Raw genomic sequence first — 26,545 nt, 5'->3', positions numbered from 1 at the left:
ACGATCGAGGTGGAATTGACCAACACCTAGCGGAGGCTCGCACGTGGATATGAGCATCGGCACCCGCATCGCGACGCAGCGTAAGCTAGCGGGCTGGTCACAGGTCCAATTGGCTGACAGAACTAACTACGCACTGTCAACAGTCAAGAAGGTTGAGCAAGGCCGGGAACCCGCGTCGCCTGCCCTTGTGGCGACCGTGGCGCGTGTTTTGAAGGTCGAGCCTGAAGAACTGACGGGCACGCCGTACACCGAGACGATCGAGGCTGACGGACCGCTTGAAGGGCTCTCCGACCTGCGGGCCGTGCTGACGGAAGGGCAGTACGTCCAGCAAGTGCAGCCAGAGCCACTCGATGCGCTTTTTGCCGAGATGGACGCGATTAACAAGCTCTATCGCAACGACAAGGGCCGGATTGCTCTTGCGCGTCTGCCGATCCTTCTTAGGCAGGCTCACGGCGCAGTCAGGGAGGCAGCCTCTGATGAGGACCGTGGGCGCGCCTTCTCGTTGCTCTCGGCTGGGTATGTCACTGCTGAACGGCTGTTCCGCCGATTTGGGTATATGTCGCTCACTACACCGGCTGTCGACCGGCTGGAGTGGGTTGGGGCACAGGCCAATGACCGCCTTTACGCAGCTCAAGCGAAGGTCAAGCGTGCGCGTCTGCTGATGTACCTAGGAGCCACCGACGTAAGCCTGTCGCTCGTCGAGCAGGGGCTAGATGACATCGCCGGTGACGACGAACCCGCCATTGCGGTGCGCGGCTACGCACACTTGGCGGGAGCAATCTCAGCCGCGCGAGGCAGGCGGCCCGACGTCGCTCGTGCACACATCGCGGAAGCTCGGAACCTCGCTCAGCGAATTACGGGCGAGAGTGACGCCTACGGAACCCTTTTCGGCGTCGGGAACGTTGGCATCCACTCGTGCGCAGTAGAGCTCGAAGCCGGGGACCCTGAACGCGCTGCGAGAGAAGGAATGGCGCTCAAACTTCCGGCTGGCATTGCACCGCCACGGGCCGGGCATCACTGGCAGGACACGGCGCGCGGCTGGTTGCTCGCCGGGCAACCGACCTATGCCTTGGATGCACTGAACCGCGCTCGTAAAGTCGCACCGCAGCAAACCCGTCTTCATCCGAGCGTGCGCGAGACGCTACGTGGCATCGCGGAGGCCGAGCGGCGAAGGAATGAAAGTCTGGCGTCATTTGCTGGTTGGGTAGGCATGAAGATCTGACCCGCCTTCGACTGTCGGTGCTCCGTGTCATGATCGGCCCGCACCGGCAGTGAGGGGCCGCGTTGGACAACGTCGAAGCTATAGCCGCCGCCGTACGGAAAGCGATCAACGCTGCCGAGCGTGGGCGGTCGCACCTGGAAAAAGTCGGCAGTCTGCTGTCTGAGCTGCACGAGCAGTACAGCAAGGCGTTCGCCGGATCGACCAACGAGGACGTGACCCCGCTTGCCGGGGACGTTGAGCGTGTACGTGTCGAGGAACTCGCACCCCTGATCACCCGTCTTGTTCAGGCTCAGCGCGACCTTGAGGCATACGCTTCGGGGCTCACTGGACCGTCTCCAGCAGAACCGCAGGTCACCCGCCCTAAAGCTGAGCCTGACGACCGCGGCCGGCATGGGGTGCACACCACAACCGAGGAGCCAGACCCGGTCTCTCAAGAGCGGCTCGACGAACAACGTGCCGAGTTGCCGCCCCCGGTCATCAAGAACAGCGGAGCCAAGACGCACGGCCGATGGGCCGCCGACGATGACAGCGCCGAGTTCGCGCCCATCAAGAGCGGCATGAAAGACGACATGTACAAGCAGACGGCCGCCCACCTGGAGTCCATCGGCATGGGCCAATACGCCATCGCCTCACACGTCGAACCCAAGCTAGCCGTACACATGGCGCAGACCGGATTGACGAACGTTGTCGTGACGATCAACAACACGCCATGCTTGCGACACGAGGTCGCATGCGTTAAGTGGATGCACCGATATGGAGGTCCGATTATGTCGGAGGTGTAGTCCCGGCTTTGTGTCCGTTGAAGCCGTCCCCGCTTTCGACGTGCGTTGCTGGTAACGGCAGGGTGCGAAGCTCGAATGGAAGCCGAAGGGTTCCTGTTCCATCCAGGGGCTACGGGCGAGGGGAAGACCGGACGGGTGAATGCAGTGAACCCTCAGTGATGCCGCGTTATGTTGGACCCTCACCGATGGGTTGTTTGAGTGAGGTATAGGGCTGGCCGTTGAGAAGCGGCGGGTGCCGGTCATGGAGCAAGGGTTGACCGGGTCGGACACCACCGCCCCGCGGTTCAGGGGGCACCCACCCCGGTCGTTTCTTACGTATGCGGAACGTGGTAACCCCGACAGGTCCGAGATTCGGTGAATCGCGGTAGGCCGACCGTAAGGAGAGCGTAATTCCTCGGCGGGATTGGGATGATCCAGGAAGCGAATGCCAGCAGCCGAAAGGACACAGGAAACCGCACGCGCTTTCCCGGCCTCTCTCAATCTGGGTCGTGTGGATAACTGGCTGGATACGGGCTTGATGTCCGGCCTGAAAGGGAGCTGACGTGGATCAGGTGAGTCTGTGAAGGTGGTGTGGTTGTGACGTCGGAACCGAAGGACAAGTTAGGCGCTACCGCTTCGGCGGCGGTGAACGGACCGGAGGACGGCTATCTCGATTGGGACCGGGTTGACTTCCCTGTCGCGGAGAAGCAGGTACGGCGATTACGGCAACGGATCTTCACGGCGAGCAAAGCGGGAGATCTGAAGAAGGTACGTAATCTTCAGAAGCTGATGCTGCGCAGTCGCTGCAACACTCTGGTCAGTGTTCGGCGAGTGACGCAGGTCAATGCTGGCCGCCGGACGGCGGGCATCGACGGCCGGGTCGTGGCCTTCGATGACCAGCGCGCCATGCTGACCTGGTGGGTGCACCATCAGGTCAGGCCGTGGCGGGCGAAGCCGGTCCGGCGGGTGTATATCCCGAAGGCCAATGGAAAACAGCGCCCTTTGGGGATTCCGGTGGTGGTGGATCGCGTGCTGCAAGCACGCATGGTCAACGCGCTGGAACCTGAATGGGAAGCCCGGTTCGAACCCAAGTCGTATGGGTTCCGGCCGGGACGCGGTTGCCATGACGCGATCGGGCAGATCTTCGGGTCATCGCGGGGCAAGAACCCACGACGGCAGTGGATTCTCGACGCGGACCTGGCCGCCGCGTTCGACAACGTCGACCACGGCCACCTGCTGGACGCACTCGGAACCGTTCCGGGGCGCGGTCTGATCCGGCAGTGGCTCAAGGCCGGCGCGGTTGAAGGGACACGGTTTCTTCCGTCTTCGGAGGGAACTCCGCAGGGCGGGGTGATCAGTCCGCTGCTGTTGAACATCGTGCTGCACGGGATGGAGAACGCTGCTGGCGTGCAGTACCTGAACTGGAGGGAGCAGCCTGGGTATGCCAAGCCGGACTCGCCGGTGCTGGTGCGCTATGCCGATGACATGGTCGCGCTCTGCCACACGCGGCAGCAAGCCGAGCAGGTCAAAACGCGGCTGGCTGAGTGGTTAAAGCAGAGAGGGCTGGCCTTCAACGAGGACAAGACACGTATCGTCCACCTCGACGAAGGGTATGACTTCCTCGGCTTCAACATCCGTCGTTACAACGGGAAACTGCTCATCAAACCCAGTCGCGAGGCGGTCTTCAGGATCAAACGACGGTTACGTGCCGAGATTCGTGGCCATCGCGGCCACGAGACCAAGGCGTTGCTGCGCACGCTCAATCCGATCGTGCGTGGCTGGGCGGCCTATTACCGCACGGTAGTGTCCAAGAAGATCTTTCAGGACTTGGACCACTATGTGTTCCACCTACTTTATCGGTGGGGGCTGCACCGTCATCCGAATAAGTCGCGACGGTGGATCGTTTCGCGCTATTTCGGACGTTTCAATAAGTCCAGGAACGAGAAGTGGGTTTTCGGTGATCATGTCACCGGTGCCTATCTACACCACTTCGGCTGGACGAAAATTGTTCGGCATATCATGGTCACAGGCACCTCGTCAGTGGACGACCCCACATTGACGGACTACTGGGCAGATCGTCGCCGCAGAAGGTTCTCGCCCGTCGACAACACGACCCTGCGACTGCTCAAGCAACAGCAGGGAACGTGCTGGGTGTGTGGCGATTATCTGCTCCATGCCGACCGGCAACCGGAAAGCCCGCAGGAGTGGGAGCGATGGTTGCGGGTGGTCAAGAAGGCGATGAGATCGAACCACATCGCCACGCGACCACCGGATGAGCCGATCAAGGAACAGATCTATCTCATACACGCCTACTGCCGGACAGGGTTCCGGCGACAGGACCAGTCATCCGCTCGATCGCCTTCAGGGCTTGCTTGAGCCGGATGCGGTGAAAGTCGCAAGTCCGGTTCTGAGGGGGCGGGGACGCAGCAATGCGTCCCCGCTACCCGGCCCCGGCCCCTTAGGCTGCGACACCCTCCTACCTGCCGTGTTGCCCCCAGGCGCGACACTGACTGTGCACGGCACTGCCGAAGATGGCACGCCGACCACCCACACGTATCGAGGAAGGCCGAAGCAATGATCGAGGCGTGGTACGAGGGCCACACCGACAAGCCCGTGATCGTCACGACCGGGGAAGACCTTGGCCGGGTCCTTGACGACGTCGTGGCCGCTGGAGCCTTGCAGATGGCGCAGCTCATCACGGACGGCGACACCAACAGGCCACATCTGTTCGTCGGGCTGAACGGTGACCGGGGAACGCTTCGCTACGCCGCTCCGGGCGTACCCACGTCCTACAGCAAGAACACCGGGACGCCGTTCCCTCTCCCGGAGTGGGAAGACATCACGTACTACTTCGGCCGCGCTGACTTCGAGTACCCCGACGACGCGGAGATCCCCGTCAAGGTCGTGAGGGAAGCCGCTCACGAGTTCCTGAGCACCGCCGGGCAGCGGCCAACAGGCGTCGAGTGGACCAGCGCGCAGGACTGGCCATGATCGACCCCCGACCACTCGACTTCGACGGCCAATGGCACGTGCGCGAACGTGACCCCCAATGGGCCGTCGAGATGCCCGCCGACGCGGCCGGATGGAGCGCCATTTTGGGCAAGAAAGCCGTCCGGCTGACCCGCGAAGGCGACGACGTCACCGCGCAGTCCTCACGGGTGCTCAGCCTGCCCGACGCCGTCTTGCCCTCACTTCTGGCGGCTCTGAAGGCTGTGCAGAAGACGGAGTCATGCGTGAACGATGACGGCCGTCCAACGGGCACGTGGACGCACATTTTCGACACGGGCCGCACGGAACTCTACGGTGCACTGTTCGTGGTGAACGGCGGTTCAGCGCACAAGTGCCGATTCGATATCCGCTACAGCGACCTTCCCGCAGGCGTGCGCGCGGTCGCCCTCGCGGTGGACTATCTCACCTAAAAGCAGAAGGCCCCCACCTGTGAGGATGGGGGCCTTGAGGCCTGCGTACCGGTACGCACCGGGTACGCACGAGCACCGATAAGGCTAGGTAGCGACCGGTACTGACCAGCACGATTTCAGCAGGTCAGAGTGCCTAGCGCTGCGTTTGCGCAGGTCAGAAATCGGCACGTTGTGAAGGCTCCCTTCATACAAAGCCTGGCTGGACACGACTCATCTGGCCATGCGCTGAGAGCTCGTGAGATGCCCGAAAGCCACTTTCGGCAGGTGAGACCTGACGAAAGTGGCTTTCGGGCTATCGGCGTCAGCGCAGGCGGAGGGCCCGCTTCAGGGTGCCGAAGACGTCGGTCTGGTTGGTCAGGCCGACGATGTTCGCCGCCTGCGGGCCGTAACCCGCGATGCGGACCTGGGTGCCGGTGTGCTCCATGGACGAACCCGGGAACGCGGTGGCGTAGTTGATGGTGATGTTCGCGCCCTCGTTGGTGACCAGGGTCGCGGTCTGGCCGGGCGTGGCCTGGCCGTTGGGGACGATCTGGCTGGTGTGGCCGTGGTCGGCCGTCACGAGGACCAGGGTGTCCGGGTTGCTGCGGGCGAAGGCCATGCCCGCGGCGACCGCGGCGTCGAAGTCGATGGTCTCGCCGATCTGGCCGCAGGGGTCGGCCGCGTGGTCCTGCTTGTCGATGCTGGCGCCCTCGACCTGGAGGAAGAAGCCCTTGTCGGCGCGGCGGTCGTTGAGGAGCTCGAGCGCCTTGCGGGTCTGGTCGGCGAGCTTGGGCTGGGTCTTGGGCAGCGCCGGGTTGGCGGTGCAGCGGCTCGGCGGGGTGCCGCCCTGCTTGGCGAGCGGGCCGACCCAGTTGGTGGGCATGTTGCCGTCGGCGAACAGGCCGAGTACCGGCTTGCCCTTGCGGACGGCGCCGAGCTCGTCGGCGGTCTTGACGACCTGGTAGCCGGCGGCCTTGGCCTGGTCGAGCGGGGTCTTGTCCTTGAACTTGCCCGCGGTGACCTTCTGGTTGAAGTACTTCGCGCCGCCGCCGAGCAGCACGTCGGGCTTGGTCTGGACGAGCTGCTCCGAGATCGAGCCCGCGCCGCCGTTCTCCTTGGCGTTGACCGCGCACTTGGCGGTGGTCTCGACCGGGCCCTTGCAGTCGCGGTTGATCACGTGCGAGCCGAGCACGGCCGGGGTGGCGTCCTGGACCTCGGCGGTGGTGACGTCGCCGGTGCGCAGGCCGGAGCGCTTGGCGAGCTCCAGGATGGTGGGCACGGGGTTGCCGTACGCGTCGACCGAGATCGCGCCGTTGTAGGTCTTGGTGCCGGTGGCCCAGCCGGTGCCGGACGCGGCCGAGTCGGTCACGTAGTCGGGCTTCGACGGGTTGTTCTTCTCGACGGCGTACGTGGTGTAGTCGCCGGTCAGCGGCAGCTCGTCCATGGCGAGACGGCCCGCGGCGCCGCGCTCGTAGTTGCGGGCCGCGGTGATCTCCTGGTGGCCCATGCCGTCACCGATGAACAGGATGACGTTGCGGGCGGCGCCGCCGCGGATCTCGTTGCGCACGTCCTGGGTGCGGTCGCCCGCGGAGGCGACGCGCATGTCGTCGGGCTGGGCGGAAGCGATCGGGGCCACGGCGACCAGCGAGGCGCCGAGTGCGCCAACGGCCAGCCATTTGCGGCGGCCGGCGAGCAGCGAAGCCATCGAATCTCCTTCAGTGATTTGGGGATGCCGGGTTATTAATCAGTGCGCATGTGTGCACTTGAGGGCATGCGGGTGACGGGCTCATGGCCGTGGCAAGAACTCCGGGCACCCGTTGTGTGTGCAAGCGCACTTCAGCCGGTTAGCGAGCGTTAGCCGTCGACTCCTACACTGCGTAGTCGTGGCACATCGACCGTTGATCGCTCCGAGCATCCTGTCCGCCGACTTCGCCAGGCTCGGCGAAGAGATCCACGCCGCCGAAGGCGCCGACTGGGTGCATGTCGACGTGATGGACGCGCATTTCGTCCCGAACCTGACGCTCGGCCTGCCGGTCGTCGAATCACTGCGCAAGGTCACCGAGACCCCGCTCGACTGCCACCTGATGATCGAGGATCCCGACCGCTGGGCGATCGGGTACGCCGAGGCGGGCGCCTACAACGTCACCGTGCACGTCGAGGCAGCCAAGGACCCGATCAAGATCGCCAAGGACCTGCGCGCGGCCGGCGCGAAGGCCGGGCTTTCGGTCAAACCTGGCACCAAGCTTGAGGACCACCTGGACACTCTTAAGCACTACGACACGCTGCTGGTCATGTCCGTCGAACCCGGCTTCGGCGGCCAGTCGTTCATCGCCGAGGTGCTGGACAAGGTCCGCACGGCGCGGCGGCTGGTCGACACCGGGCACCTGAAGCTGGTCGTCGAGATCGACGGCGGCATCAACGCCGATACGATCGAGCAGGCCGCCGAAGCCGGTGTCGACTGTTTCGTCGCGGGCTCGGCCGTCTACGGCGCCGCCGATCCCGCCAAGGCCATCGCGGCACTGCGCGAGCAGGCCGCCCGAGCCGCGGGTCGGTGAATCCCGAGCCGATGCGGCGGGCGATCGCGCTGAGCGAGACCGCCCGCGGCACCACGAGCCCCAACCCGCCGGTCGGCGCCGTCATCCTCGACGCGCGCGGCGAGTTCGCGGGCGAAGGCGTCACCCAACCGCCCGGTGGCCCGCACGCCGAGGTGATGGCGCTACGGCAAGCAGGGGAGAAGTCGCTCGGCGGAACTGCGTACGTCACGCTCGAACCATGCGTTCATCACGGCCGGACCCCGCCTTGTGCACAGGCGCTGCTCGACGCGGGCGTGTCCACCGTGTTCTACGCCGTGCCGGATCCGAACCCCGTGGCCGCGGGCGGGGCGAAGACGCTCGAAGCCGCCGGGGTCGCCACGCACGAGGGGCTGCTGCGCGGGGACGTGGAGCGCGGGCCGCTGCGTGCCTGGCTGCACTACGCGCGCACCGGGCGGCCGCATGTGACGTGGAAGTACGCGTCGACCTTGGACGGCAGGGTGGCCGCCGCGGACGGCACCAGCCGCTGGATCTCCTCGCCGGAATCGCGGGCCGAGGTGCACGCGATCAGGGCGACATTGGACGCGATCGTGGTCGGCAGGGGCACGGTGCTGGCCGACGATCCGGCGCTCACCGCCCGTACCGCGGACGGCTCGCCGCTGCCCCGCCAGCCGTTGCGTGTGGTGGTGGGCACTGGGGAAATTCCGGCGGGCGCGCGGGTGTTGGATGGCAGTGCGGAGACCGTGCACGTGCGGTCGCACGACCCGGAAGAAGTGCTCGCGCTGCTGGCCGGGCGTGGCGCCGTGGACGTGCTGCTGGAAGGCGGGCCCCGCCTGGCCGGCGCGTTCGCGGGCGCCAAGCGGATAGACCGGATCTTGGCCTATCTGGCACCCGCGCTGCTGGGCTCCGGCCCGGTCGCGCTGGGTGACGCGGGCGTGGCGACCATCACCGGGATGCACCGGTGGGCCGTCGAGGGGGTCACCATGAGTGGAAGCGACGTGCGAGTGTCGGCGACACCCGTGCACTAAGGAGGCTTGAGTGTTCACCGGCATAGTCGAGGAGCTCGGCGAGATCACCGCGGTCGAGCAGCTCCCGAACGCCGCGCGGATCACCGTGCGCGGACCGCTGGTCACCAGCGACGCCGGGCACGGCGACTCGATCGCGGTGAACGGCGTCTGCCTGACCGTGGTCGAGGTCGCCGGTGGCGAGTTCACCGTCGACGTCGTGCACGAGACGCTGCAGCGGTCGAGCATCGCGAAGATCGCCGTCGGTGACCGGGTCAACCTGGAACGCGCGATGGCGGCGGGCGGGCGGCTCGGCGGGCACATCATGCAGGGCCACGTGGACGGGACCGGCGTCTTCCTCTCGCGCGACGAGCAGGGGCTGACCAAGTTCGCGCTGCCCGGCCACCTGGCCAGGTACGTGGTCGAAAAAGGCTCCATCGCCGTCGACGGCGTTTCACTGACGGTCGCGGCGATCAGCGCCGACGAGTTCGCCATCGCGCTGATCCCGACGACGCTCGAACTGACCACGCTGGGCCGCAAAGAGTCCGGTGACCTGGTGAATCTCGAGGTCGACGTGGTCGCGAAGTACGTTGAAAAGCTGACGTTGCCCTATTTGGGGGACAATGGCGGCCTGGCTGGAACTGAGGAGCGGGCGTGAGCGAGAAAACTGCTGAATGGACGCCGTGCGGCGCCGGGGCGAAGTTCGACGCCGACGCCATCGACGCGGCCATCGCCGACATCGCGGCCGGGCGGCCCGTTGTCGTCGTCGATGACGAGGACCGCGAGAACGAGGGCGACCTGATCTTCGCCGCCGAGAAGGCCACGCCCGAGCTGCTGGCGTTCATGGTGCGCTACACCTCAGGTTACGTGTGCGTCTCGCTGACGGAGAGCGAGGCCGACCGCCTCGACCTGCCGCCGATGTACCACACGAACCAGGACCAGCGCGGCACCGCGTACAGCGTGACCGTCGACGCGTCCGAGGGCATCACCACGGGCATCTCGGCGGCGGACCGCGCGCACACGATCCGGCTGCTGGCCGACCCGGACGCCGGTCCGAAGGACTTCCGCCGTCCCGGGCACGTGGTTCCGTTGCGTGCCAAGGAAGGCGGCGTGCTGCGCCGCCCTGGGCACACCGAAGCCGCCGTCGACCTGGCCAGGCTCGCCGGGCTGCACCCGGCAGGCGTGCTCTGCGAGATCGTGTCGCAGAAGGACGAGGGCGACATGGCGCGCCGCGACGAGCTCGAGGTGTTCGCCGCCGAGCACGACCTCCAGGTGATCACGATCGCCGACCTCATCGCCTACCGCAGGCGCACCGAGAAGCAGGTCGAGCGGGTCGCCGAGGCCCGGATCCCGTTGTCGGCCGGTACTTTCCGCGCCGTCGGCTACGACAGCCTGCTCGACGGCATCGAGCACATCGCGTTCGTCTACGGCGAGATCGGCAACGGCGAGGACATCCTCGTCCGCGTCCACTCCGAATGCCTCACCGGCGACGTCTTCGGCTCGCTGCGCTGTGACTGCGGTCCCCAGCTGGAGGCCGCGCTGCAGGCGGTGGCCGACGAAGGCCGCGGCGTCGTGCTGTACATCCGCGGCCACGAGGGCCGTGGCATCGGTCTGCTGCACAAGCTGCAGGCCTACCAGCTGCAGGACGCGGGCGCGGACACCGTCGACGCGAACCTGGCGCTCGGTGTGCCCGCCGACGCGCGCGACTACGGCACCGGCGCGCAGATCCTGTGCGACCTCGGCGTCCGGTCGATGCGGCTGCTGACCAACAACCCGACCAAGCGCGTCGGCCTCGAGGGCTACGGGCTGCGCGTGTCGGGCCGGGTCTCGCTGCCGATCTCGCCGAATCCGGAGAACCTGCGGTACCTGCGCACCAAGCGGGACCGGATGGGCCACGACCTCGCGCAGCTGGAACACTTCGACCAGGTCGGCGCGACCGAATTCGACGAGACGCGCACTGGCGGAGGATCCCTGTGAGTGGTGAAGGACGTCCCGAGGTCGAGCTCGACCTCAGCGACTGCCGCAACTTGAAGCTCGCCATCGTCTGCACCCGATGGCACGCGAAGATCACCGACGCGTTGCTGGAGAACGCGCTGGCGGCCGCGCGGGAGGCGAAGCTCGAAGAGGAGCCGACCGTGGTCCGCTGCGCGGGCGCCGTCGAGCTGCCCGTGGTCGCGCAGGCGCTGGCGCGCGACCACGACGCGGTCGTCGCGCTCGGCGTCGTCATCCGCGGCGGCACCCCGCACTTCGAGTACGTGTGCGACGCGGTGACCGCCGGGCTGACCAGGGTCGCGCTCGACGAGAGCACCCCCGTCGGCAACGGCGTGCTCACCTGCGACACCGAAGAGCAGGCGCTGGACCGTTCCGGGCTGCCCGGCTCCAAGGAGAACAAGGGCCACGAGGCGACCGTGGCCGCGCTGGACACGGCGCACGTGCTGCGCGGCCTGCGTCAGCCGTGGACCGAAAAGGGTTTCGTGTGAGTGTGATGACCGCTTCGGAGCAGCAGGTCGTGTGCCGTCCGCGCAAGGCGTTGGTGGTGTGCAGCCTGCTGGCCGTGTTCCTGCTGGCGGCCTTCACCACGGTCGGCGTGCTGCTGCGCAACTCGAAGACCGGCGCGATCTTCCAAGTGGCCGACCAGGCTGCGATGATCGGCATCGGGGTGCTGCTGGCGGCGGGCACGATGCTGTTCGCGATGCCGCGCGTGCGTGCCGACGCACAGGGCATCGAGGTCCGCAATGTGTTGCTGACCAAGCGGTTCGGCTGGCACGAGGTGCTTTCGGTCAGTTTCCCCGACGGCGCCTCGTTCGCCAGGCTGGAACTGCCGGAGGACGAGTACCACTCGGTCATGGCGGTGCAGTCGGTGGACCGATTGCACGCCGTCGAGGCGGTGCGCGCGCTGCGGAAACTGCACAAGGCGGCGTGGGAAGGCCACACCGGCACGATGTAGTCGTACTTTGGGCCGATCTGTGCCGGCCCGGGGTTTCGTACGATCAGCACGTGACCGACCTGTTCCGCTCGACCTGGCACGAGCCGCGGCCGCCCGGTGCGCCACTGTGGCCGCGGCGCGACCGGGTGCTCGTCGCCGCGCTCGTGACGGCCGCGGTGCTCGAAGGCGTGCTCCGGACGGACCTGCCATGGCGCGTGGTGTCCGTGGTGGTCGTCGCCGCGCTGGCGCCGACGTTGCTGTGGCGGCGCAGCAGGCCGCTGCTGATGGTCGTGATCGCGTTCGGCTCCTCGGCGGCCGTCGAGCTGGTGACCGCCGGTCTCGCGTCGGCGTCCTACACGATGGCGTTCCTGTTGATCTTGCCGTACGCGCTGGTCAGGTGGGGTTCGGGACGCGAGCTCGTGCTCGGCGCGGCTGTCGTGCTCGGCCGGGTCGTGCTCTCCGGCCTGATGGGGCACACCAGCGCGGGCGACCTGTTCGGCGGAACGGTCGTGCTGTTCGCGACCTGCGCGCTCGGCGCCGCGTTCCGGTATCGGGCGGGTGCGCGGCGGCGTGAGTTCGATCAGGTCAAGCTGCTGGAGCGCGAACGGCTCGCGCGGGATCTGCACGACACGGTCGCCCATCACGTCTCGGCGATGGCGATCCGCGCGCAGGCGGGGCTCGCGACCATGGAGTCGCGACCGGAAGCCGCGGCCGAGGCGCTGCGCCTGATCGAGTCGGAGGCGGCGGCCGCGCTCGACGAGATGCGCGCCATGGTCCACGTGCTGCGCCGCGACCAGCCCGCCCAGCTGACGCCCGGTCAGGGCCTCGCCGATCTGCCCAAGCTCGCGAGCGCGAGCAGGCCGACGGTCGACGTGGTCATCTCGGACGAGATCGGCGAGGTGTCGCCGTCGGTCGGGAGCGCGATCTATCGCCTAGCGCAGGAATCGGTCACCAACGCCCGCAAACACGCCCGGCACGCCACGCGCATCGAGGTCACGGTCGCCGCCGACGCGACTTCGGTCCATTTGCGCGTCAGCGATGACGGCGACGGCGGCCCGGTCCGGACGGCGCCCGGCTACGGACTGCTCGGCATGATCGAGCGCGCGGACCTGCTCGGCGGTTCCTGCGAGGCGGGCCCGGATCCCGGGCGAGGCTGGACCGTGCGCGCCCGGCTGCCACGCGCGGGCGCGTCGGCATGACCGTCCGGGTGATCGTCGCCGACGATCAGGAGATCGTGCGTACGGGGCTCACCATGATGCTCGACGCCCAGCCCGGCATCGAGGTCATCGGCCAGGCCGAGGACGGGCGGCAGGCCGTCGACCTCGCCACGCGCCTGCGGCCGGACGTGTGCCTGTTCGACATCCGGATGCCGGAGCTGGACGGCATCGAAGCCACCCGGCTCCTGGCCGGTCCGGAGGTCGCCGACCCGCTCGCCGTCGTCGTCATCACGACGTTCGACCTCGACGAGTACGTGTACGCGGCGCTCCGGGCGGGCGCGCGCGGGTTCCTTCTCAAGAACGCGGGAACACAGCTGCTTTCCCAAGCCGTCCACGCCGCGGCGGCGGGCGACGCGCTCATCGCGCCGAGTGTCACCGCGCGGTTGTTAAACGCTTTCGTGAGCAGCGGGCGAGCTAAGCCGAAGCAACCCATCGAACCGTTGACGGACCGGGAAGAGCAGGTGCTCCGCACAGTCGCTCGCGGGCGGACCAACGCGGAGATCGCGACCGAGCTGTACATCACGCTGAACACGGTCAAGACCCACGTCGCGAGCCTGATGGCGAAGATCGGCGCACGCAATCGCGTCGAGATCGTCATGTGGGCTTACGAAACCGGCCGCACCGGCGCTCCGGGGTCGTGAGCGTTGCGGGCGGTTATTGGGCGGAAGGTCGAAGGTGGCGTGTTCAGGGCGGAGTGAGTGCGGTTTGCGGCGTTGAGCGACGCAAGCCGCACTCGCCCTGGCACTAGGCCCAGGTATTGAGGGGCCGTCATCCACGGTCGGTGTGGGTGGGGGCCTCCCTCACCCGAGCTGAGTGGGTGGGGGCCTCCCTTACCCGTATATACGGTCGAACTAGGCCCTCACGCCGCGGATCCGAGTGAAGTAGGCCCTCACTCACGCCGGACCACGACCCTGCCGCGGACGGGGCAACCCGAGAAGGGGGTCGTGAGTGTTTAGACCGGTTAGCCGCCGAATGGGTCAACGAACTACACTCCCATAAGGCGTCTACCAGCGAGGATACCCACCATGAGCGCATCGGCACCCCGAAAGCGGAGGTTCAAGAAGCAGGTAAGCGAGCGGCCACCGGTCGTTCCGTTCACCCCGGAGGGTGACGCGGCGTTGTGCTACTCCCGTCAGTCGCATTTCACGGATGAGAGCACGTCCAATGCGACTCAGACGCGGGACACGCACCGGTACTGCAATGCCTATGACCTCCCGATCGTGGAGACCGTGCAGGATCTGCACGTCTCCGGCGACTTGGAGCCGCACAAGCGGGCAGGGCTCAAGGACTGGCTGACCGATGCGCCGCCCCAGCCGTGGAAGACGCTTGTGGTTCCGAAGCTGGATCGGCTGGTCCGGAACGTGATGGACGCGTTGACGTTGCTGGAGTGGCTGAGGGCACGCGGTAAGCGGCTGATCGCGATCGCTGAGGGCATCGACTCCAGTAACTCGATGAGCGAGTTCATGATCACGCTCATCGCTGCTTTCGCGCGGATGGAGCGGGAGCGGATGAAGGAGCGCTTCCGCTCCGCGCGGGCGACGCTGAAGGACGAGGGTCGGTGGGGTGGGGAAAGCCACCTGTACGGCACGATGCCTGTCGAGATTCCCGGTAAGGGCGGTTGGATTCTTGGGCTGGACCCGTACGCGGTCAAGATCCTGCACAAGCTATCCAAGCAGGCCCAAGACGGAAAAGGGCTTACCGCGATGTGTGACTGGCTGACCGCGAACAAGGTCGTCACGCCCCGCGATAGGCAAGCGCAGCTAGCGGCCGAACGCCGGGGAGAGGACGCCGCCACGGCTGAGCTGAAGGGGTACGAGTGGTCACCGGGCACGCTTCGCGCCTTGCTCGAACACCCCGACCTGGTTGACCTCGGCATCTTCGAGCCTGCCGAGCAGTCGGCGATTTCGGCCAAACTGGAAGAGAAGGCGAGCAGGAAGACGCGCGGCAGTAACCAGCCGTATGGGTTCTCCGGCATTCTGGTGTGCCCGGATTGCCTGACCCCGCTGTGGCACCGGATCTGCGGTCAGAAGCGCGTTCGCAAGGACGGTTCGACCAAGGAGTACGAGTACCTCTACTGGCGTTGCCCGACGCGCAAGCACGGCCCGTCTCTGCGCGGGGATGAGATAGAGCCGTTGGCCGAGAAGGCGTTCTTCAAGCTCTTCGCGATGGTTCCGGTCCGGGAACGGATCGTGCTGCCGCCGACCAGCCACGCGAACGAGATAGCCAAGCTGGAGAGGGACTACGCGCGGCAGATGGCCAAGGTCGCGCGGGTCAAGTCCATAGATGACCGGCGGAGGGTCATCGCCGACGGAGACAAGATCTTGGCCGATATCGATGTGCTCAGGGCGCTTCCGGCCGATCCTGGCGGCGTGCAATGGGTTCCGACTGACCGGACCTGGCAGGAAGAGCTAGAGGGCAAGACGGCGGAAGAGAAGCGGCTGCGGTGGCTTGACGTCGGGTTCACGTTCGCCCCGAAGAAGCTGCCGGATGGTTCGGTGTGGGGCGGTTGGCGGATGCCGGAAGGGTGGCAGGAAGCCATGCCGGAGGTAGCCGAGTGGCAAGAGCGTGTCGGCGGGACCGGTGACGTGATCAACGTAACTAGTCTGCTTGAAGAGCCCGCAGAGACAGGACACGACGGGGACTGACCCCGTTTGTGACTGACAAGGGAGTCTCCCCGCCATGTGGCGGAGAGGCTCCCTTGTCGTTGTGGCCAGTAGTGCCGCTCTCTCTATTGGGTCTGCCACATGGAGTTCAGCGCGTCGGCTACCACCGTGAGCCTGTCGAGAAACTCCTCAGCGTCTGCCCCGCCGACGAACACCCAGACTGAGCCGTCGGGCCCGGTCTTGACGGTCGCTGAGACCGGCTCCCCCTGTCGGGCGGGGGTGATCTGCCCGGCCCGCCGTGACGGGACGCTGTCGGCCCGCTCAGGGCCTTCCTGGCAGTTGCGGTGAGCATCGTCGCCCGTGTCGCTGTCCGGGGAGCCGTGGTCGCCGTGTCCGGCGTGGTCTGTCCTGTCGTGATGGTCGCTGTCATGGTCACTGCCCTTGCGTGATTGTCGCGGGATGGTCGGTTGTGGATCACTCGTATGGCGGTCGGTCAAGGGGCGCTCACCGTCCCCTTGGCCGGTCGGCGGGAGAACCGGGGGAGCCGCCGAACACGGGCACGAAAACCCCGGTTTTCTGGGGGTTCAGCGGGTGTCTGAATCGGCATCCCCCCGCCTCCCCCCACCGTGTTTCCCCTGTTCAGCACATGGATTCGCCGTGGGGGAGGTCGGGGGGAGAACTCCCCCGGTTTCGGCGGCCTCCCCTGCTGCCTCCCCATCCGCTTCGGCGTCCCGGCGGGCCCTGGCATGGGCGACGTCGGCGGCGTGGACGTACATGTGCCCGCGCACCTTGCGCGGCCCGCGCCCGTACCGGGTCAGCGCTGCTTTCAGGTCGGTGAACGTCCACAGCTCGTACTGGTCGGGGTTGTGCTCGATCAGCCGCGCCAGCACCTGCTGTGTCCGCACCCGGTCCTCACCGCCGAGAACCTCGGCGATGTCGGCCAGCTCGTTCACTTCGGCCGGTGCCGCTTCGAGCTGCGGCACCATGCTGGACTCGATCGCCCAGCCCGCGTCCTCAATCAACGCCATGGCGCGGGCGATGACCGGGGTCACGTCGTCTACGCCGTCTTCGAACGGCACGTAGAACCCGCGCACCAGCTCGAAACTCTCGTCCGTGAGCCCGACCGCCACGCAGGTTCCCCGGTCGGTGTTGATGCGTAGCTCGGTCGCCCGGATACCCGCCGCGTACTTGCCCGATCCCAACAGTCCGTCGTTGGCTACCTGATCGGCCACGGAGAACGCGACGCCACACGAGATGTTGCGGGTGATCTCGCGCGGGATGCTGTCCTTGGTCGGTGACTGGGTCGCCAGCAACAACACGATGCCGTACTTGCGGCCGCGCTTGATCAGCCGCACCGCCAGCTCTTGCGCTTTCTTGCCGTACTTGGGGTGCTGGAACAGTTCGTGACACTCATCGATCGCACACACCAGCGGGTGCAGCCCAAGCTTGCGCTTGTCGGCGAGCTTGCGTGACACCTTCGGCGGACTGCCCGGCTGCTCACCCAGGACCTTGCCGCGTCGCTCCATTTCGGACAGCAGATCCGCCAGCGCTTGCGTAGCCGCCTCGGCCACGCTGTCGTCCATTCCCATCCGGTAGCGGGAAAGACGTGGCGCGAACGGGGTGAAGTCGGGTGACTCGCCCATCACGAACGCCCACAGTTCCGCCGTGGGGTCGAGTGCCGCGCCGAGCAGCAGCGTCCGCAACGCCGCCGACTTACCCTGTCCCGGCCTCCCACCGATCAGCCAGTTCACGCCGATCAACGGGGCGTTGATGACCGAACCTCGTTGTGACAGAACAAACGGGACACCGTCGAACAGGTCTACCTGTCCATCGTGGACCAGAGGCCAACTGCCGGCTGCGGACCTCAGGATGCCCTTGTCGGCGACCCACAGGTCAAGGATTCCATCCTCATCTCCCTTGGTAGGCCACGTTTCCAGCGACGCCCGACCGAGGTTCGCGGCCAGCTTCGAACGGCGTGCCGCGACCATGTCCGCGGTGACTCCCATCGGCAACCTGATCTGCGCGAACGTGCCATCCCCGTCCGTGCGCGCCGTCACGGGGTAGTCCAGTACACCGCCGTTCTTGAAGAACCGATCCAACGGCCCGATACCCAAGTGCGCCAACGCTTTCGAGATCATCCGCTCATCGATCCACGAATCGGCGTCCTCACGATCCGGGCGGACCAGCCACCCGACACCAGGTGTCTTGTCCCTGCCCTCGAACGCCGCCGCGACCAGTAACACCACCGGCAGCGCGTAGAGCACCACCGGCACGCCGACCGTGAGCACCGACCACGTGGCTTCCAGTCCCGTGTAGACGTTCGCCAGCCAGACCCACATGTCCTCTCGGTCCATCACCGAGTCGACCAGCCACAACACGGCCGCCACGGGTGCGGTGAACCGGGCCGTGATCACCAGCCGTCGCGCGACGATCCCGATCTTGGCCCACCGCGCGGTGGCGTCCGATCGGATCAGTTCTTGAGCTGCCCTCCGTGCTTCGGCGTCACCGGCCAGCCGCGCGCGGCGTGCATCCGAGCGCAGATCCGCGTAGGTGGCCCAACTCCAGAACTTCACCAGCCAACGCCAGTTCCCGCGCACCACGAACCACAGCAACCGCACCACATCCTGCGGCAGCTTTCGCGCCCGATAGCCGACCACCGACCGGGCCCGCACCACCGGACCGGACCGCCACACCTGCGCGGCCACACGACGCGCGTGCTTGCACCACCGCGCGGCCCGTCGCCGGACTGTCCGGCGGCGTGGCTGCGGCAACGTGTCATCCACCAATTCGCCGTCCATCAGCGGACCGACGTGTTCGACCTCGGCCACGGCTGACCGGGCCAGCGCCGCACGCTCGTGCGTCTCCTCATTCATGCGCGGCCCCCTGCCCGGTCTCAGCGGCCAGAGCAGCGGCCAGCCGCGACGACAGGCCACGCGAACACCCGGTGACCTCCCGTACCCACAGAGGACTCACGACCACATCGGGTGTCCACGCTTGCCGGGCATCGGTGAGGTAGTCGGCGAACAGCTTCCGCCGCACCGCAGGTTCACCGGCCGGTGCGGCGGGTTCATGAACCTCGGTCGGTTCATGAATCTTGGTGGCGTTCATGAACGCCACGGCCACCGCGTCGGTGAGCTTGTCGCGAAGGTCGGTGACCGCTTCGGCCGCGACGAACACGACCAGCGGCGGTACCGAGTGCAGCACGACCCCGGCCGGTGACCCGGCCGCCCACGACGACCACGTGTTCATCACGTACGTGGCTGCCAGCGTCAGCCACTTCGCCGCACGCACCCACCGACCCGTGTGGACCTGGTACCGCGCGGTCACCTGCTCCGCTCGCAGAATCGCCAGCAGCACCAGGCACACCGTCGGATCGAGCAGCCACGCCGTCAGCCACACCAGCGAACCCACCTCGGCCCCGGCCGCAGCGAACCACTGCACGTTCGCGGCGGTGAACGCCAGGCCGAGAACGATCCCCGCCCAGCACAGTCGATCCACTTGAGCGCGGACCCGTTCCACCCGAAGCGCGATCACGTCCGGGTGCGTCTGGTACCGGCGAACCTCGGCCGCCTCGGCCGCGTCCTGTGCGAGCTTCTGAGCCCGCGTCAGCGGCACGTGCCGCGCATCCTGATTCGTCATCGGCGACCACCGCCCCGGCGGCGGGTGGTCGTGTCCATCGACGTGACCGTCAGCGCACGCGTCAGGATGTGCGCCGCGATCAGATCCGGCACTGCCAGCACCGCGAGCAGCAGCGTCGCGTTGCCTGGATGCGTGATCACCAGCCACTGCACGCCGACCATGGCCGCGCCCATGAACATCACCCGCCCGGCCAGCGACACCACACGGGCGGACGCCCGTGCCGCGTCGGCGGCCTGCTTGGCCTTGCGGGCACTGAACCGCCAGATCATCAGCAGCACCAGCAGCACCAGCAGCACGGCGAGAATCTGATTTGGCGTCAAGGTGAACGTCATCGCCGCTCACCTCCCCGACGGCTCAGCCACACCGGGTACAGGGCGCGCCGGTCGGTATCCGGCAACGCACCCCACACCCCGACCGTGTCGGCACCAGCGGCACGAAGATCTAGCTCAAGGCATTCATCGATCACCGGGCACCCGGCACACAGCCGCGCGGCCAGCTCCCTGTCGGACGGATCATCCTCGGTCAGATCCGACACGTTGTCCCGGTCGAACGCCCTCAGCCACAAACCATCCCTGGTCACCACGTCGGCAAGAACGTCATCCGGCACATCGGCGAACCGGTCGAGTCGAGCAGCCATCCTCTGGTAGTCGAATTCGGTCATCGCGCACCACCGTCAAGAACACGCCGCAGCTCAGCCGCAGAAATCACCAGACGGGAACGGCGACGCGTGGCACGCAGGTCACCGACCCGGATCGCCCGGCACACGCTGGACTCACTAGCACCGAGAAGCCAAGCGGCTTGACGGATCGAAAGAAACGCAGGAAAACCCGCGTTGTTGATTGCGTTACTCATGATTATTGCCCTTACTGTTGGCTGCGACTCGCTGAGTGCGGGCCGCTGCCATCAAGTAAGACGGCAACACTACATATCAACTATGTCGGCATTAGAATGTGGTTATGTCGCCGCGAGCATATCCGCAGGTCGAGGGCACATTTTGCGAACGGGACATTCCGAGAAAGAATAAAAAAGATGGCGATATTCACGGCTGGAATATCGCCATCTTTCGCGTCGTGTCGCGTTACTCGCCGACAGTCCACTCATCGCCGGGTTTCACCAGCTCAGAAGGGACCGACCCCCCTTCGGGCACGCGAACTGTGACACCTTCCGGCACATGTGTCACAAGCAGTCTTCCTGCATTGCCTCGCTGCGCGATTTCTAGAGCCTGCGCGGCGGTTAGGTGGTACGGGACTGGCTCACTTGAACCCGCTTCGCACAAGAATATGTCAGCATCGCGTGCTAGTTCGTTCACGCCATCGCACATTCCAGTGTCGCCCGAATAGGAAAATATGTTGCCTTTAGCGTCTTGGGCGCGAACGCCAAAAGTCGGGACAGAGTGCCGCACCAGTCGGCTTGTGAGCTCGATATCTCCAATAGTGGCGGTGTCTCCGTCGCCTATATATCGGACCTCGAATATATCTTTCACGGTGTCAACCGCAGGGTCCGGAGAAATGAACGAGTTTAGCCGCTTGTCCCAATTCATCGGTCCGAAGATTCGGAGCTTTGGCGCTTCCTCGGTGTTCAGTGCCCAGTTTGCTAAAGCGGCGAGATCGGCAAAATGATCCGGATGCATGTGGGACACCCATACGGCGGCCAACGTTTTCGGGTCGACATGTTCTAGTAGTGCAGCGAAGACTCCTGAGCCGCAGTCTAGAAGGATTGCCGTATCTGCCGAGGAAAGCAGGTAACCCGAACATGGCCTATTCGCACGCGGGTACGGCGTCGAACAACCGATTACTGTGATTTTCACGCGTCCTCCGGCAGCTGATTCATTTGCTCTTCGACGCCTGCCGTAAAGGAGTCTATGTTGACCACTAGCTCCCTCGCTTGAATTGAACTCTTGTAGTTTTCAGATTGTAGAATACGACTTAGGTTACGCATTCTTCGCAGTGCGCCCTCAAGTCTCATGTTGGTATCGACCTCGTACAATGGCGCAAGGGCTTCTGCCGCGCCGTCCACATTGCGTTCCATCAGGAACGACTGAGCGATGTCAGCACGTATTACGGCGATAACAGCAAAGTTTTCCGGCGCGTTAGCGAGGTATGCGGTTAAAGCCTGTGACAGTTGCTCGCGGGCTTGATGCGATTCTCCAACCCATAGATTTGCCGTGCCAAGGCATCGAAGATGGTTGTCTTCCGAGAAGAGGATCATCCCGTTCTCGTCGTCACTGGTGCCGTCGATAGAGCTAGCTTCCGATGCCGATATGACCTCGTGCAATTGCTCCCGGTTTCCCAGGCGGGCTAGCGCACGTGCGCGCATAGATGTTGCTCGCATTACGCCAGAGCGGGTCACTGCAAGCTGTAGCGAACGTTCGGCCAGGTTAGCGGCACGTTTCCAGTCGTCACGCCAGAAGGCGATACCTGACTCAATTCCGAGCACCCATGAGCGCAGCTCGGGGATATTCGCCACCTCGGAAAACTGGCGAGCGACACGACATTGGTCGGACGCGGCTTCGTACTTTCCGTAGAAATCGCTGGCAGCTGCCGCCAGATAACCGCAGGTGCGAGCAGCGTATCCGTACAACAAGGCTTGCTGTTGCGGGAAAGCGCGCTGGTCGAGCAATGTGAAAATATCATCGCGCAGCCTGCGGCTACGCAGGAACGTATTCAGGGGATCAGCAGCTATGAAATCGATACTAAGTCGTCGAACTTCTTCTTCAATCTGTTCCATTGTTGACGAATGAATTTCAGCCACTTGATGCCTCAATCCAAAAGCAGCCGACTCTGATGCCGCCAAGGCAACCAAAGCGGCACCGGCCGCCTTTTGTCCTAGCTGTTTAATGGAAGCCTCGAAAGCCGGGTCCTGCCACCCGAAGACGAAACCAGAAGCCGCGGAGCCATTTTCGCCGCGGACAACGATGGCACCCTCGTTAGGAAAGCGAAACCACAGCTCATCATGAGGCAAGCAAAGAATCGTTGCGTACTCTCTCAGAACTTTGATGTTATCTTCGTCCTTGCCATTCTCTAACTTGCTGACCTGGCCTTGGTTTAGACCCAGCCATCGGCCCAAGACTTCTTGATTCAATGCCTTGCCGAGTAGCTTAAGCCAGCGAGGATGATGGCGATACGCTTTAAATACATTTCCGATTTGCTGACTGTTGAAAGCGCGTCGGAATTCGTCAGTATCGAAGAATTCTGGACGCAGATTTCGCGGTGGTCCCAAAAGCTGATCGCGCTGATCGCGCAAACACTTACTGCACAGAGCTGCCGTGTTGTCGACAGCCAGCACACAGCGACAACCGGTGCAGCGTCGCGCGCCATTGGCCACTAGCCCACCTGGCCTCACAACGCTCATACGCGACCCCGCTGCACCACGTCCGACCTTGGTCTACCGCTCTCACCAGCGTACATCCGCCGTGGGTTACACACCAACGGACTAACTGGTCTATGCCCGATCCGCCCCGTCACCTGCGGATATTCCCTGGGGGAATATCCGCATGTCTGGGCGTATATAGACGTCTCCGTGCCAGCCAAGAGACGGTTGACGGCGTTGTTCCCCGTTCACCCGAACGTCGGTTCGAGGGTTAGGTAGCCGCCCAACGATGAACCCCGCAAATGACCAGGATCGGATCACTGTTGTGACAGCTTCGCTCACCAATGAAGTCGCCTGCGTTGCGCGCAGCATGCGGGAGTCGCTGGAGCTGATTGACGACACGTTGAAGCTCGAACACCTGGATTGGGAATCCGTTCTATATGTCGGCGACACCGAGTATTACCAGACCAAAAGCGGCCCTGTTCCCAACCATCAAATGAGGGTCAGCGTACGCCCTTCTAGCGGTTACGGTGCGCTCAACTACATGGATCACTCTGACTCTGGCACCCCGATTATGAACTCGTATAACCCCAAGCGTCCTCTGCCGTCGATCGACCTCGTGTTCAACGGCTCTACAGGAGCAGTCTTTCCACAGACGGCAATCCTTCCAATCGCGGATATTCGGCGCGCACTGGTCGAATGGATAGAAACTCGTTCGCGCCCAACATGCATTAAATGGCTTCCGTACGACATGCACTGAAGCGACTTAAAAAATGAGGGGGAAGAGGTGAGTAGGATTAGCGGTCGATTGAAGCGCCTTTACGTGACGTGGCATAGGTGTGACGGCGACGGCCGGAATCATGCTGTGACCGATGAGAAAATGGCCAGTGGCGTTGAACGCGCGGAGGGTCGTTACGAATCGGTGTGTGGTCACATCTTGGTGATCGCCTCATCGCTGCTGCCGCCCGCGCGCCGATGCCAGAGCTGCCTTAGGTTCCTTGAGGCCCGCGCGAGCCTGCCGACGGTCGAGCAGCGTCTCAGGCCCCGGTGTCGGCACCGCAAGCCGGGCCGTATCCGCCGGTTGTTCCGGCCTTCCCAGACTCCGGCTGTTCCGCTGCCCCGCTCTGCCACTGCTGGCGTGGGGTCGAGCGCGAGGCGCGACGGCCGGATGAGTTCGGCGGGGGTGGGCCAGCCAACACCCGCTCCCGCCGGACGCCATTCACTGCGAGAGGTGGATGGATGAGAGAGACATTCACCGCGCGCCCACTGCCGGGAATCGCCGACGAGTCCAAGCGCTTGACGCACCTGTTCGAAGCACCGCCCGCAGGTGCGCCAATACCGGAACGGATCACCGCGCTATGCAACAGCGCCGAATTTGGTTACAGCGAATTGGAATTGCTGACCGTACTGAGGGGAATGCCGTGTTTCGCCTGCCTGCACAAGACTCCGAGGTCGGTACCGCAGGTCGCGGGGACTCCGTGACGGAGGTCGAACAGAGGCAAGCGGCGGAGCGGTTCAACACCGCGTCCGGCCGGGTGGTGTGGTGGCGGGACCGGGTGCTTCCGCACACGATGTCGACGCGACAGCGCGCGTATGTGCTGGAACGAATCGCGTTTTGGCAAACCGTGCGGGCCGATGCAACCGAGGTTCTTGATGACGAATTCCTGCCGTATCGGGTTTGGTGCGATTTGGGCGCTGACGTCGTGCGGTTGGTTGCGAGAAGTGAACGAGCGTTGTTGCGTACGGAGTCCTGGCAAGTGCCGGAAATCGACCTGACCCGTGGTTGCAGCGGAGTGTCACGCGCTCTGGGGTTGCTGGCGGTCGAGCCGGATGTGTTTCGCCGCGCGGATTTGGTGCGGCAGATAGCTATGGCGATCGGTCCCGAAGTACTCGTGCACCGGCCTCCCACCGGCCTCGGGTGGCCGAGCGTAGCCAAGTTCACGCTGGAATTGGCCATGTCGTTGTACCGGGCGGCCGGAATACCGCGCAAGGCGGCGCGGCGGCTGACGTACGGCACAGGATTGGAGGCATGAAGCGTCGTGGACGCACGGATCTTCCCTAACGGGCCGGACACCCAGGGGCCGAAAGACATGAAGCTGGGGAAGCTGGTACCGGACGATTCGGCGCCTGTCTTCCTGCGATGCATGCGCGAGACTCGCGGGCTGACACGGGCCGACTTGGCTAAGCGGGCCGGTATCAGTGAGCAGACGGTCAGGCGTGTCGAGTCAGCTAAGCGTCCATTGTGGTCTCTGGCGGTCATGGCAGCGTGGGCTGACGCCCTCGGCATAGGCCGTGTGCTGCTTGTGTCGATGTTGTTGCGGGACTACGAGTCGGGGCAGGGAGGTTGGTCATGACCGACACCGAGACAGTGAAACCGGCTGATGACCTCCGACTGGTCGGTGCCTGGATTCGTTGGCAACGCAGGAAAAAGGGACTCAGTGCGGAACAGGTCGCCACACGGGCGGGCTGTTCGGTCAGCGCCTTGCATGCCATCGAACGATCGGAACGGGCGCTGACGTCCCTGGACTTGGCGGTGGGACTGGCGGACGCTCTCGGCATCGACCGGGGCGTACTGCTGATGCGTGCGGTGCTGAATTTCCGTTACCCCGACCCGGATCTGAGCTTGTTCACAGACATGTCGCTTGACGGTCCAGCGTTGCAGGACGAGATGACATGAGTGACGAGACACCTAGGCTTGATCGGGATTTCCGTCACCTGTCGCAAGAACGCAAGATCGGCGACGAGCTGACGGATGAGGATCACGCAGCCGCCGCGAACGTTGTGAACGCCTACTGGCCCAAGTTCGGCACCCCTCGGCCATTGCCGGAACGCTGACAGCAGAACAAAACAGGCGGACCGCCGGTGGACTACGCAGGCGGCCTAAGCGAGCATTTTTTTGCCAAGTAAGGGAAATGAGGACTCGTTAGATCGTGTGGCCAACTTTGCCGCGCCGTATGCTGGGAGCGCAGTTGCGACGTTTGCGTCTGCGCCAAGGCCTGACGCAGCGCGACCTCGCCGAGGCGATCGAGTGCGATGAGAGTCAGATGAGCAAGGTTGAGCTAGGCGAACGCGCGCTCAAAAGACTTGAACTCACCGCGATACTTGCCATGCTCACCATTGACGATGCCGAGCGTTCAGAACTGCTGGTGCTGGGCGACAAAGCCAGAGAGTTGCCGACGTCTCCGAGGAACGCCAACTTGCTGCCAAGAACCCTGAGGCGGCTAGCCAGCTACGAAGCTGACGCGTCAGAGATCTTTTGCACCACTACCGCGTTTATCCCTGAACTGCTGCGGGTTCCCGACTACGTCAGAGCAGCGGCCAAGACCTCGTTCACGCCTACGCGGACGTCGTTGGATGCGCTGGTGGATTTCACCGCGCACCGGCAGAAAGTCTTGTACCAGCAGAAGCGGATTTGGTTCGGTATCGGCGAATACGCGCTCAAGGATCGGACCGGCGGAAGCTTGTGCATGCCCGAGCAACTGCGATTCTTGCTTGACATCATCGACGCGCGTTCTAATGTCCGTGTTCAGGTGGTGCCGATAGCCGCGATGACGCATCCACTGCTCACCGGCGTGGTGACCGGGCTCCGTTTTGGTGACGTCGTCCCGGACGTGGTTCACCAATCGAGCTTTGAGGACGGGACCTTCTCCGAGAACGTAACCGTGACGCGCGCCTGTTTCCGTGCTTTCGCCACGTTGCGCAGACGGGCAATGTCACCGGAGACCAGCCGCCAGTTCATCGCACGGCGATGCGCAGACTTGCCAGAGCAGGCGGGCGAATGATCGCTGACCTTGGAACGTCTTCACCCCACCTGTTTAAGCAGGTTGAGACCCCACTCCGCATGTCACCCGCGCGGCGTAGGGCGCGCGGGTGACGCATGCGGATCATCCAAGGCAACTCTACGAAAGCCATGCAGAACGAGTTTCCGCAGGTAG

General features: G+C 64.8%; 30 protein-coding genes. 22 read left to right on the top strand and 8 right to left on the bottom strand.

What is annotated here, in order from left to right:
- Positions 1-49: 49 nt before the first annotated feature.
- From AB5J62_RS26160 to AB5J62_RS26135, 6 genes are all read left to right on the top strand, one after another.
- Positions 50-1,222 carry a helix-turn-helix domain-containing protein gene (locus AB5J62_RS26160; RefSeq protein WP_370950345.1) on the top strand — a complete coding sequence of 391 codons (1,173 nt, stop codon included), beginning with the start codon at positions 50-52 and terminating at the stop codon, positions 1,220-1,222.
- Between the two features lie 62 nt (positions 1,223-1,284).
- On the top strand, positions 1,285-2,004 hold the full coding sequence (locus AB5J62_RS26155) for a DddA-like double-stranded DNA deaminase toxin (RefSeq protein WP_370942572.1): 720 nt from the start codon (positions 1,285-1,287) through the stop codon (positions 2,002-2,004).
- A gap of 576 nt (positions 2,005-2,580) precedes the next feature.
- On the top strand, positions 2,581-4,359 hold the full coding sequence (gene ltrA, locus AB5J62_RS26150) for a group II intron reverse transcriptase/maturase (protein WP_370942571.1): 1,779 nt from the start codon (positions 2,581-2,583) through the stop codon (positions 4,357-4,359).
- Entirely contained in the window at positions 4,256-4,561 is a 306-nt protein-coding gene (locus AB5J62_RS26145) for a DddA-like double-stranded DNA deaminase toxin (protein ID WP_370942570.1), read from the top strand. The genes ltrA and AB5J62_RS26145 overlap by 104 nt, the downstream gene beginning before the upstream one ends.
- Complete coding sequence (locus AB5J62_RS26140) at positions 4,558-4,974, top strand: Imm1 family immunity protein (RefSeq protein ID WP_370942569.1); 417 nt, start codon at positions 4,558-4,560, stop codon at positions 4,972-4,974. Before AB5J62_RS26145 ends, AB5J62_RS26140 begins: the two co-directional genes overlap by 4 nt.
- A complete protein-coding gene (locus tag AB5J62_RS26135; RefSeq protein ID WP_370942568.1) occupies positions 4,971-5,402 on the top strand; it encodes a hypothetical protein in 432 nt (143 codons plus the stop codon). The genes AB5J62_RS26140 and AB5J62_RS26135 overlap by 4 nt, the downstream gene beginning before the upstream one ends.
- Before the next feature lie 301 nt (positions 5,403-5,703).
- Here the strand turns inward: AB5J62_RS26135 and phoA are convergent, their stop codons facing one another.
- The gene (gene phoA, locus AB5J62_RS26130) at positions 5,704-7,086 is read right to left on the bottom strand and encodes an alkaline phosphatase (RefSeq protein ID WP_370942567.1); all 1,383 of its coding nucleotides are present in this window, start codon (positions 7,084-7,086) and stop codon (positions 5,704-5,706) included.
- 178 nt (positions 7,087-7,264) lie between these two features.
- Between phoA and rpe the strand changes: the two genes are divergently transcribed.
- From rpe to AB5J62_RS26085, 9 genes are all read left to right on the top strand, one after another.
- Entirely contained in the window at positions 7,265-7,936 is a 672-nt protein-coding gene (gene rpe, locus AB5J62_RS26125; RefSeq protein ID WP_370942566.1) for a ribulose-phosphate 3-epimerase, read from the top strand.
- 11 nt (positions 7,937-7,947) lie between these two features.
- Complete coding sequence (gene ribD / locus AB5J62_RS26120) at positions 7,948-8,940, top strand: bifunctional diaminohydroxyphosphoribosylaminopyrimidine deaminase/5-amino-6-(5-phosphoribosylamino)uracil reductase RibD (RefSeq protein ID WP_370942565.1); 993 nt, start codon at positions 7,948-7,950, stop codon at positions 8,938-8,940.
- A 10-nt stretch (positions 8,941-8,950) separates the two neighbouring features.
- Entirely contained in the window at positions 8,951-9,574 is a 624-nt protein-coding gene (locus AB5J62_RS26115; protein WP_370942564.1) for a riboflavin synthase, read from the top strand.
- Between the two features lie 59 nt (positions 9,575-9,633).
- Complete coding sequence (locus AB5J62_RS26110; RefSeq protein ID WP_370950344.1) at positions 9,634-10,893, top strand: bifunctional 3,4-dihydroxy-2-butanone-4-phosphate synthase/GTP cyclohydrolase II; 1,260 nt, start codon at positions 9,634-9,636, stop codon at positions 10,891-10,893.
- Positions 10,890-11,396: a 6,7-dimethyl-8-ribityllumazine synthase gene (gene ribH, locus AB5J62_RS26105; protein ID WP_370942563.1), complete on the top strand. Its 507-nt coding sequence runs from the start codon at positions 10,890-10,892 to the stop codon at positions 11,394-11,396. Before AB5J62_RS26110 ends, ribH begins: the two co-directional genes overlap by 4 nt.
- A 5-nt stretch (positions 11,397-11,401) precedes the next feature.
- Positions 11,402-11,863, top strand: a complete 462-nt coding sequence (locus AB5J62_RS26100; RefSeq protein WP_370950343.1) for a PH domain-containing protein — start codon at positions 11,402-11,404, stop codon at positions 11,861-11,863.
- Between the two features lie 50 nt (positions 11,864-11,913).
- Complete coding sequence (locus AB5J62_RS26095) at positions 11,914-13,041, top strand: sensor histidine kinase (protein ID WP_370942562.1); 1,128 nt, start codon at positions 11,914-11,916, stop codon at positions 13,039-13,041.
- Positions 13,038-13,700, top strand: coding sequence for a response regulator (locus AB5J62_RS26090; RefSeq protein ID WP_370942561.1), 663 nt, complete (start codon positions 13,038-13,040; stop codon positions 13,698-13,700). Before AB5J62_RS26095 ends, AB5J62_RS26090 begins: the two co-directional genes overlap by 4 nt.
- Before the next feature lie 384 nt (positions 13,701-14,084).
- The gene (locus tag AB5J62_RS26085) at positions 14,085-15,704 is read left to right on the top strand and encodes a recombinase family protein (protein WP_370942560.1); all 1,620 of its coding nucleotides are present in this window, start codon (positions 14,085-14,087) and stop codon (positions 15,702-15,704) included.
- Between the two features lie 83 nt (positions 15,705-15,787).
- Here the strand turns inward: AB5J62_RS26085 and AB5J62_RS26080 are convergent, their stop codons facing one another.
- From AB5J62_RS26080 to AB5J62_RS26050, 7 genes are all read right to left on the bottom strand, one after another.
- Positions 15,788-16,159, bottom strand: coding sequence for a hypothetical protein (locus AB5J62_RS26080; RefSeq protein WP_370942559.1), 372 nt, complete (start codon positions 16,157-16,159; stop codon positions 15,788-15,790).
- 87 nt (positions 16,160-16,246) lie between these two features.
- Positions 16,247-18,535, bottom strand: a complete 2,289-nt coding sequence (locus tag AB5J62_RS26075) for a hypothetical protein (protein WP_370942558.1) — start codon at positions 18,533-18,535, stop codon at positions 16,247-16,249.
- Positions 18,528-19,301: a hypothetical protein gene (locus AB5J62_RS26070; protein WP_370942557.1), complete on the bottom strand. Its 774-nt coding sequence runs from the start codon at positions 19,299-19,301 to the stop codon at positions 18,528-18,530. The genes AB5J62_RS26075 and AB5J62_RS26070 overlap by 8 nt, the downstream gene beginning before the upstream one ends.
- A complete protein-coding gene (locus AB5J62_RS26065) occupies positions 19,298-19,633 on the bottom strand; it encodes a hypothetical protein (protein WP_370942556.1) in 336 nt (111 codons plus the stop codon). The genes AB5J62_RS26070 and AB5J62_RS26065 overlap by 4 nt, the downstream gene beginning before the upstream one ends.
- Entirely contained in the window at positions 19,630-19,962 is a 333-nt protein-coding gene (locus AB5J62_RS26060; RefSeq protein ID WP_370942555.1) for a WhiB family transcriptional regulator, read from the bottom strand. The genes AB5J62_RS26065 and AB5J62_RS26060 overlap by 4 nt, the downstream gene beginning before the upstream one ends.
- A 417-nt stretch (positions 19,963-20,379) precedes the next feature.
- The gene (locus tag AB5J62_RS26055) at positions 20,380-21,108 is read right to left on the bottom strand and encodes an MBL fold metallo-hydrolase (protein WP_370942554.1); all 729 of its coding nucleotides are present in this window, start codon (positions 21,106-21,108) and stop codon (positions 20,380-20,382) included.
- Complete coding sequence (locus AB5J62_RS26050) at positions 21,105-22,625, bottom strand: helix-turn-helix domain-containing protein (RefSeq protein ID WP_370942553.1); 1,521 nt, start codon at positions 22,623-22,625, stop codon at positions 21,105-21,107. The genes AB5J62_RS26055 and AB5J62_RS26050 overlap by 4 nt, the downstream gene beginning before the upstream one ends.
- A 310-nt stretch (positions 22,626-22,935) precedes the next feature.
- Here AB5J62_RS26050 and AB5J62_RS26045 point away from each other — a divergent pair, with 310 nt between their 5' ends.
- From AB5J62_RS26045 to AB5J62_RS26015, 7 genes are all read left to right on the top strand, one after another.
- The gene (locus AB5J62_RS26045; RefSeq protein WP_370942552.1) at positions 22,936-23,370 is read left to right on the top strand and encodes an Imm1 family immunity protein; all 435 of its coding nucleotides are present in this window, start codon (positions 22,936-22,938) and stop codon (positions 23,368-23,370) included.
- 479 nt (positions 23,371-23,849) lie between these two features.
- Positions 23,850-24,092, top strand: coding sequence for a hypothetical protein (locus AB5J62_RS26040; RefSeq protein WP_370942551.1), 243 nt, complete (start codon positions 23,850-23,852; stop codon positions 24,090-24,092).
- A complete protein-coding gene (locus AB5J62_RS26035) occupies positions 24,089-24,643 on the top strand; it encodes a hypothetical protein (RefSeq protein WP_370942550.1) in 555 nt (184 codons plus the stop codon). The genes AB5J62_RS26040 and AB5J62_RS26035 overlap by 4 nt, the downstream gene beginning before the upstream one ends.
- Positions 24,644-24,700: 57 nt before the next feature.
- The gene (locus AB5J62_RS26030) at positions 24,701-24,964 is read left to right on the top strand and encodes a helix-turn-helix domain-containing protein (protein WP_370950342.1); all 264 of its coding nucleotides are present in this window, start codon (positions 24,701-24,703) and stop codon (positions 24,962-24,964) included.
- Positions 24,961-25,287 (top strand): helix-turn-helix domain-containing protein, encoded by a 327-nt coding sequence (locus AB5J62_RS26025; RefSeq protein ID WP_370942549.1) that lies wholly within the window; start codon positions 24,961-24,963, stop codon positions 25,285-25,287. Before AB5J62_RS26030 ends, AB5J62_RS26025 begins: the two co-directional genes overlap by 4 nt.
- Positions 25,284-25,445: a hypothetical protein gene (locus tag AB5J62_RS26020; protein WP_370942548.1), complete on the top strand. Its 162-nt coding sequence runs from the start codon at positions 25,284-25,286 to the stop codon at positions 25,443-25,445. Before AB5J62_RS26025 ends, AB5J62_RS26020 begins: the two co-directional genes overlap by 4 nt.
- Before the next feature lie 134 nt (positions 25,446-25,579).
- The gene (locus tag AB5J62_RS26015; protein ID WP_370942547.1) at positions 25,580-26,392 is read left to right on the top strand and encodes a helix-turn-helix transcriptional regulator; all 813 of its coding nucleotides are present in this window, start codon (positions 25,580-25,582) and stop codon (positions 26,390-26,392) included.
- Positions 26,393-26,545: the final 153 nt, after the last annotated feature.

This window comes from Amycolatopsis sp. cg5 (assembly GCF_041346955.1).
GTDB lineage: Bacteria > Actinomycetota > Actinomycetes > Mycobacteriales > Pseudonocardiaceae > Amycolatopsis.
The sequence above is the reverse complement of the archived record's forward strand: the minus strand, read 5'-3'. Positions and strand labels throughout refer to the sequence as shown.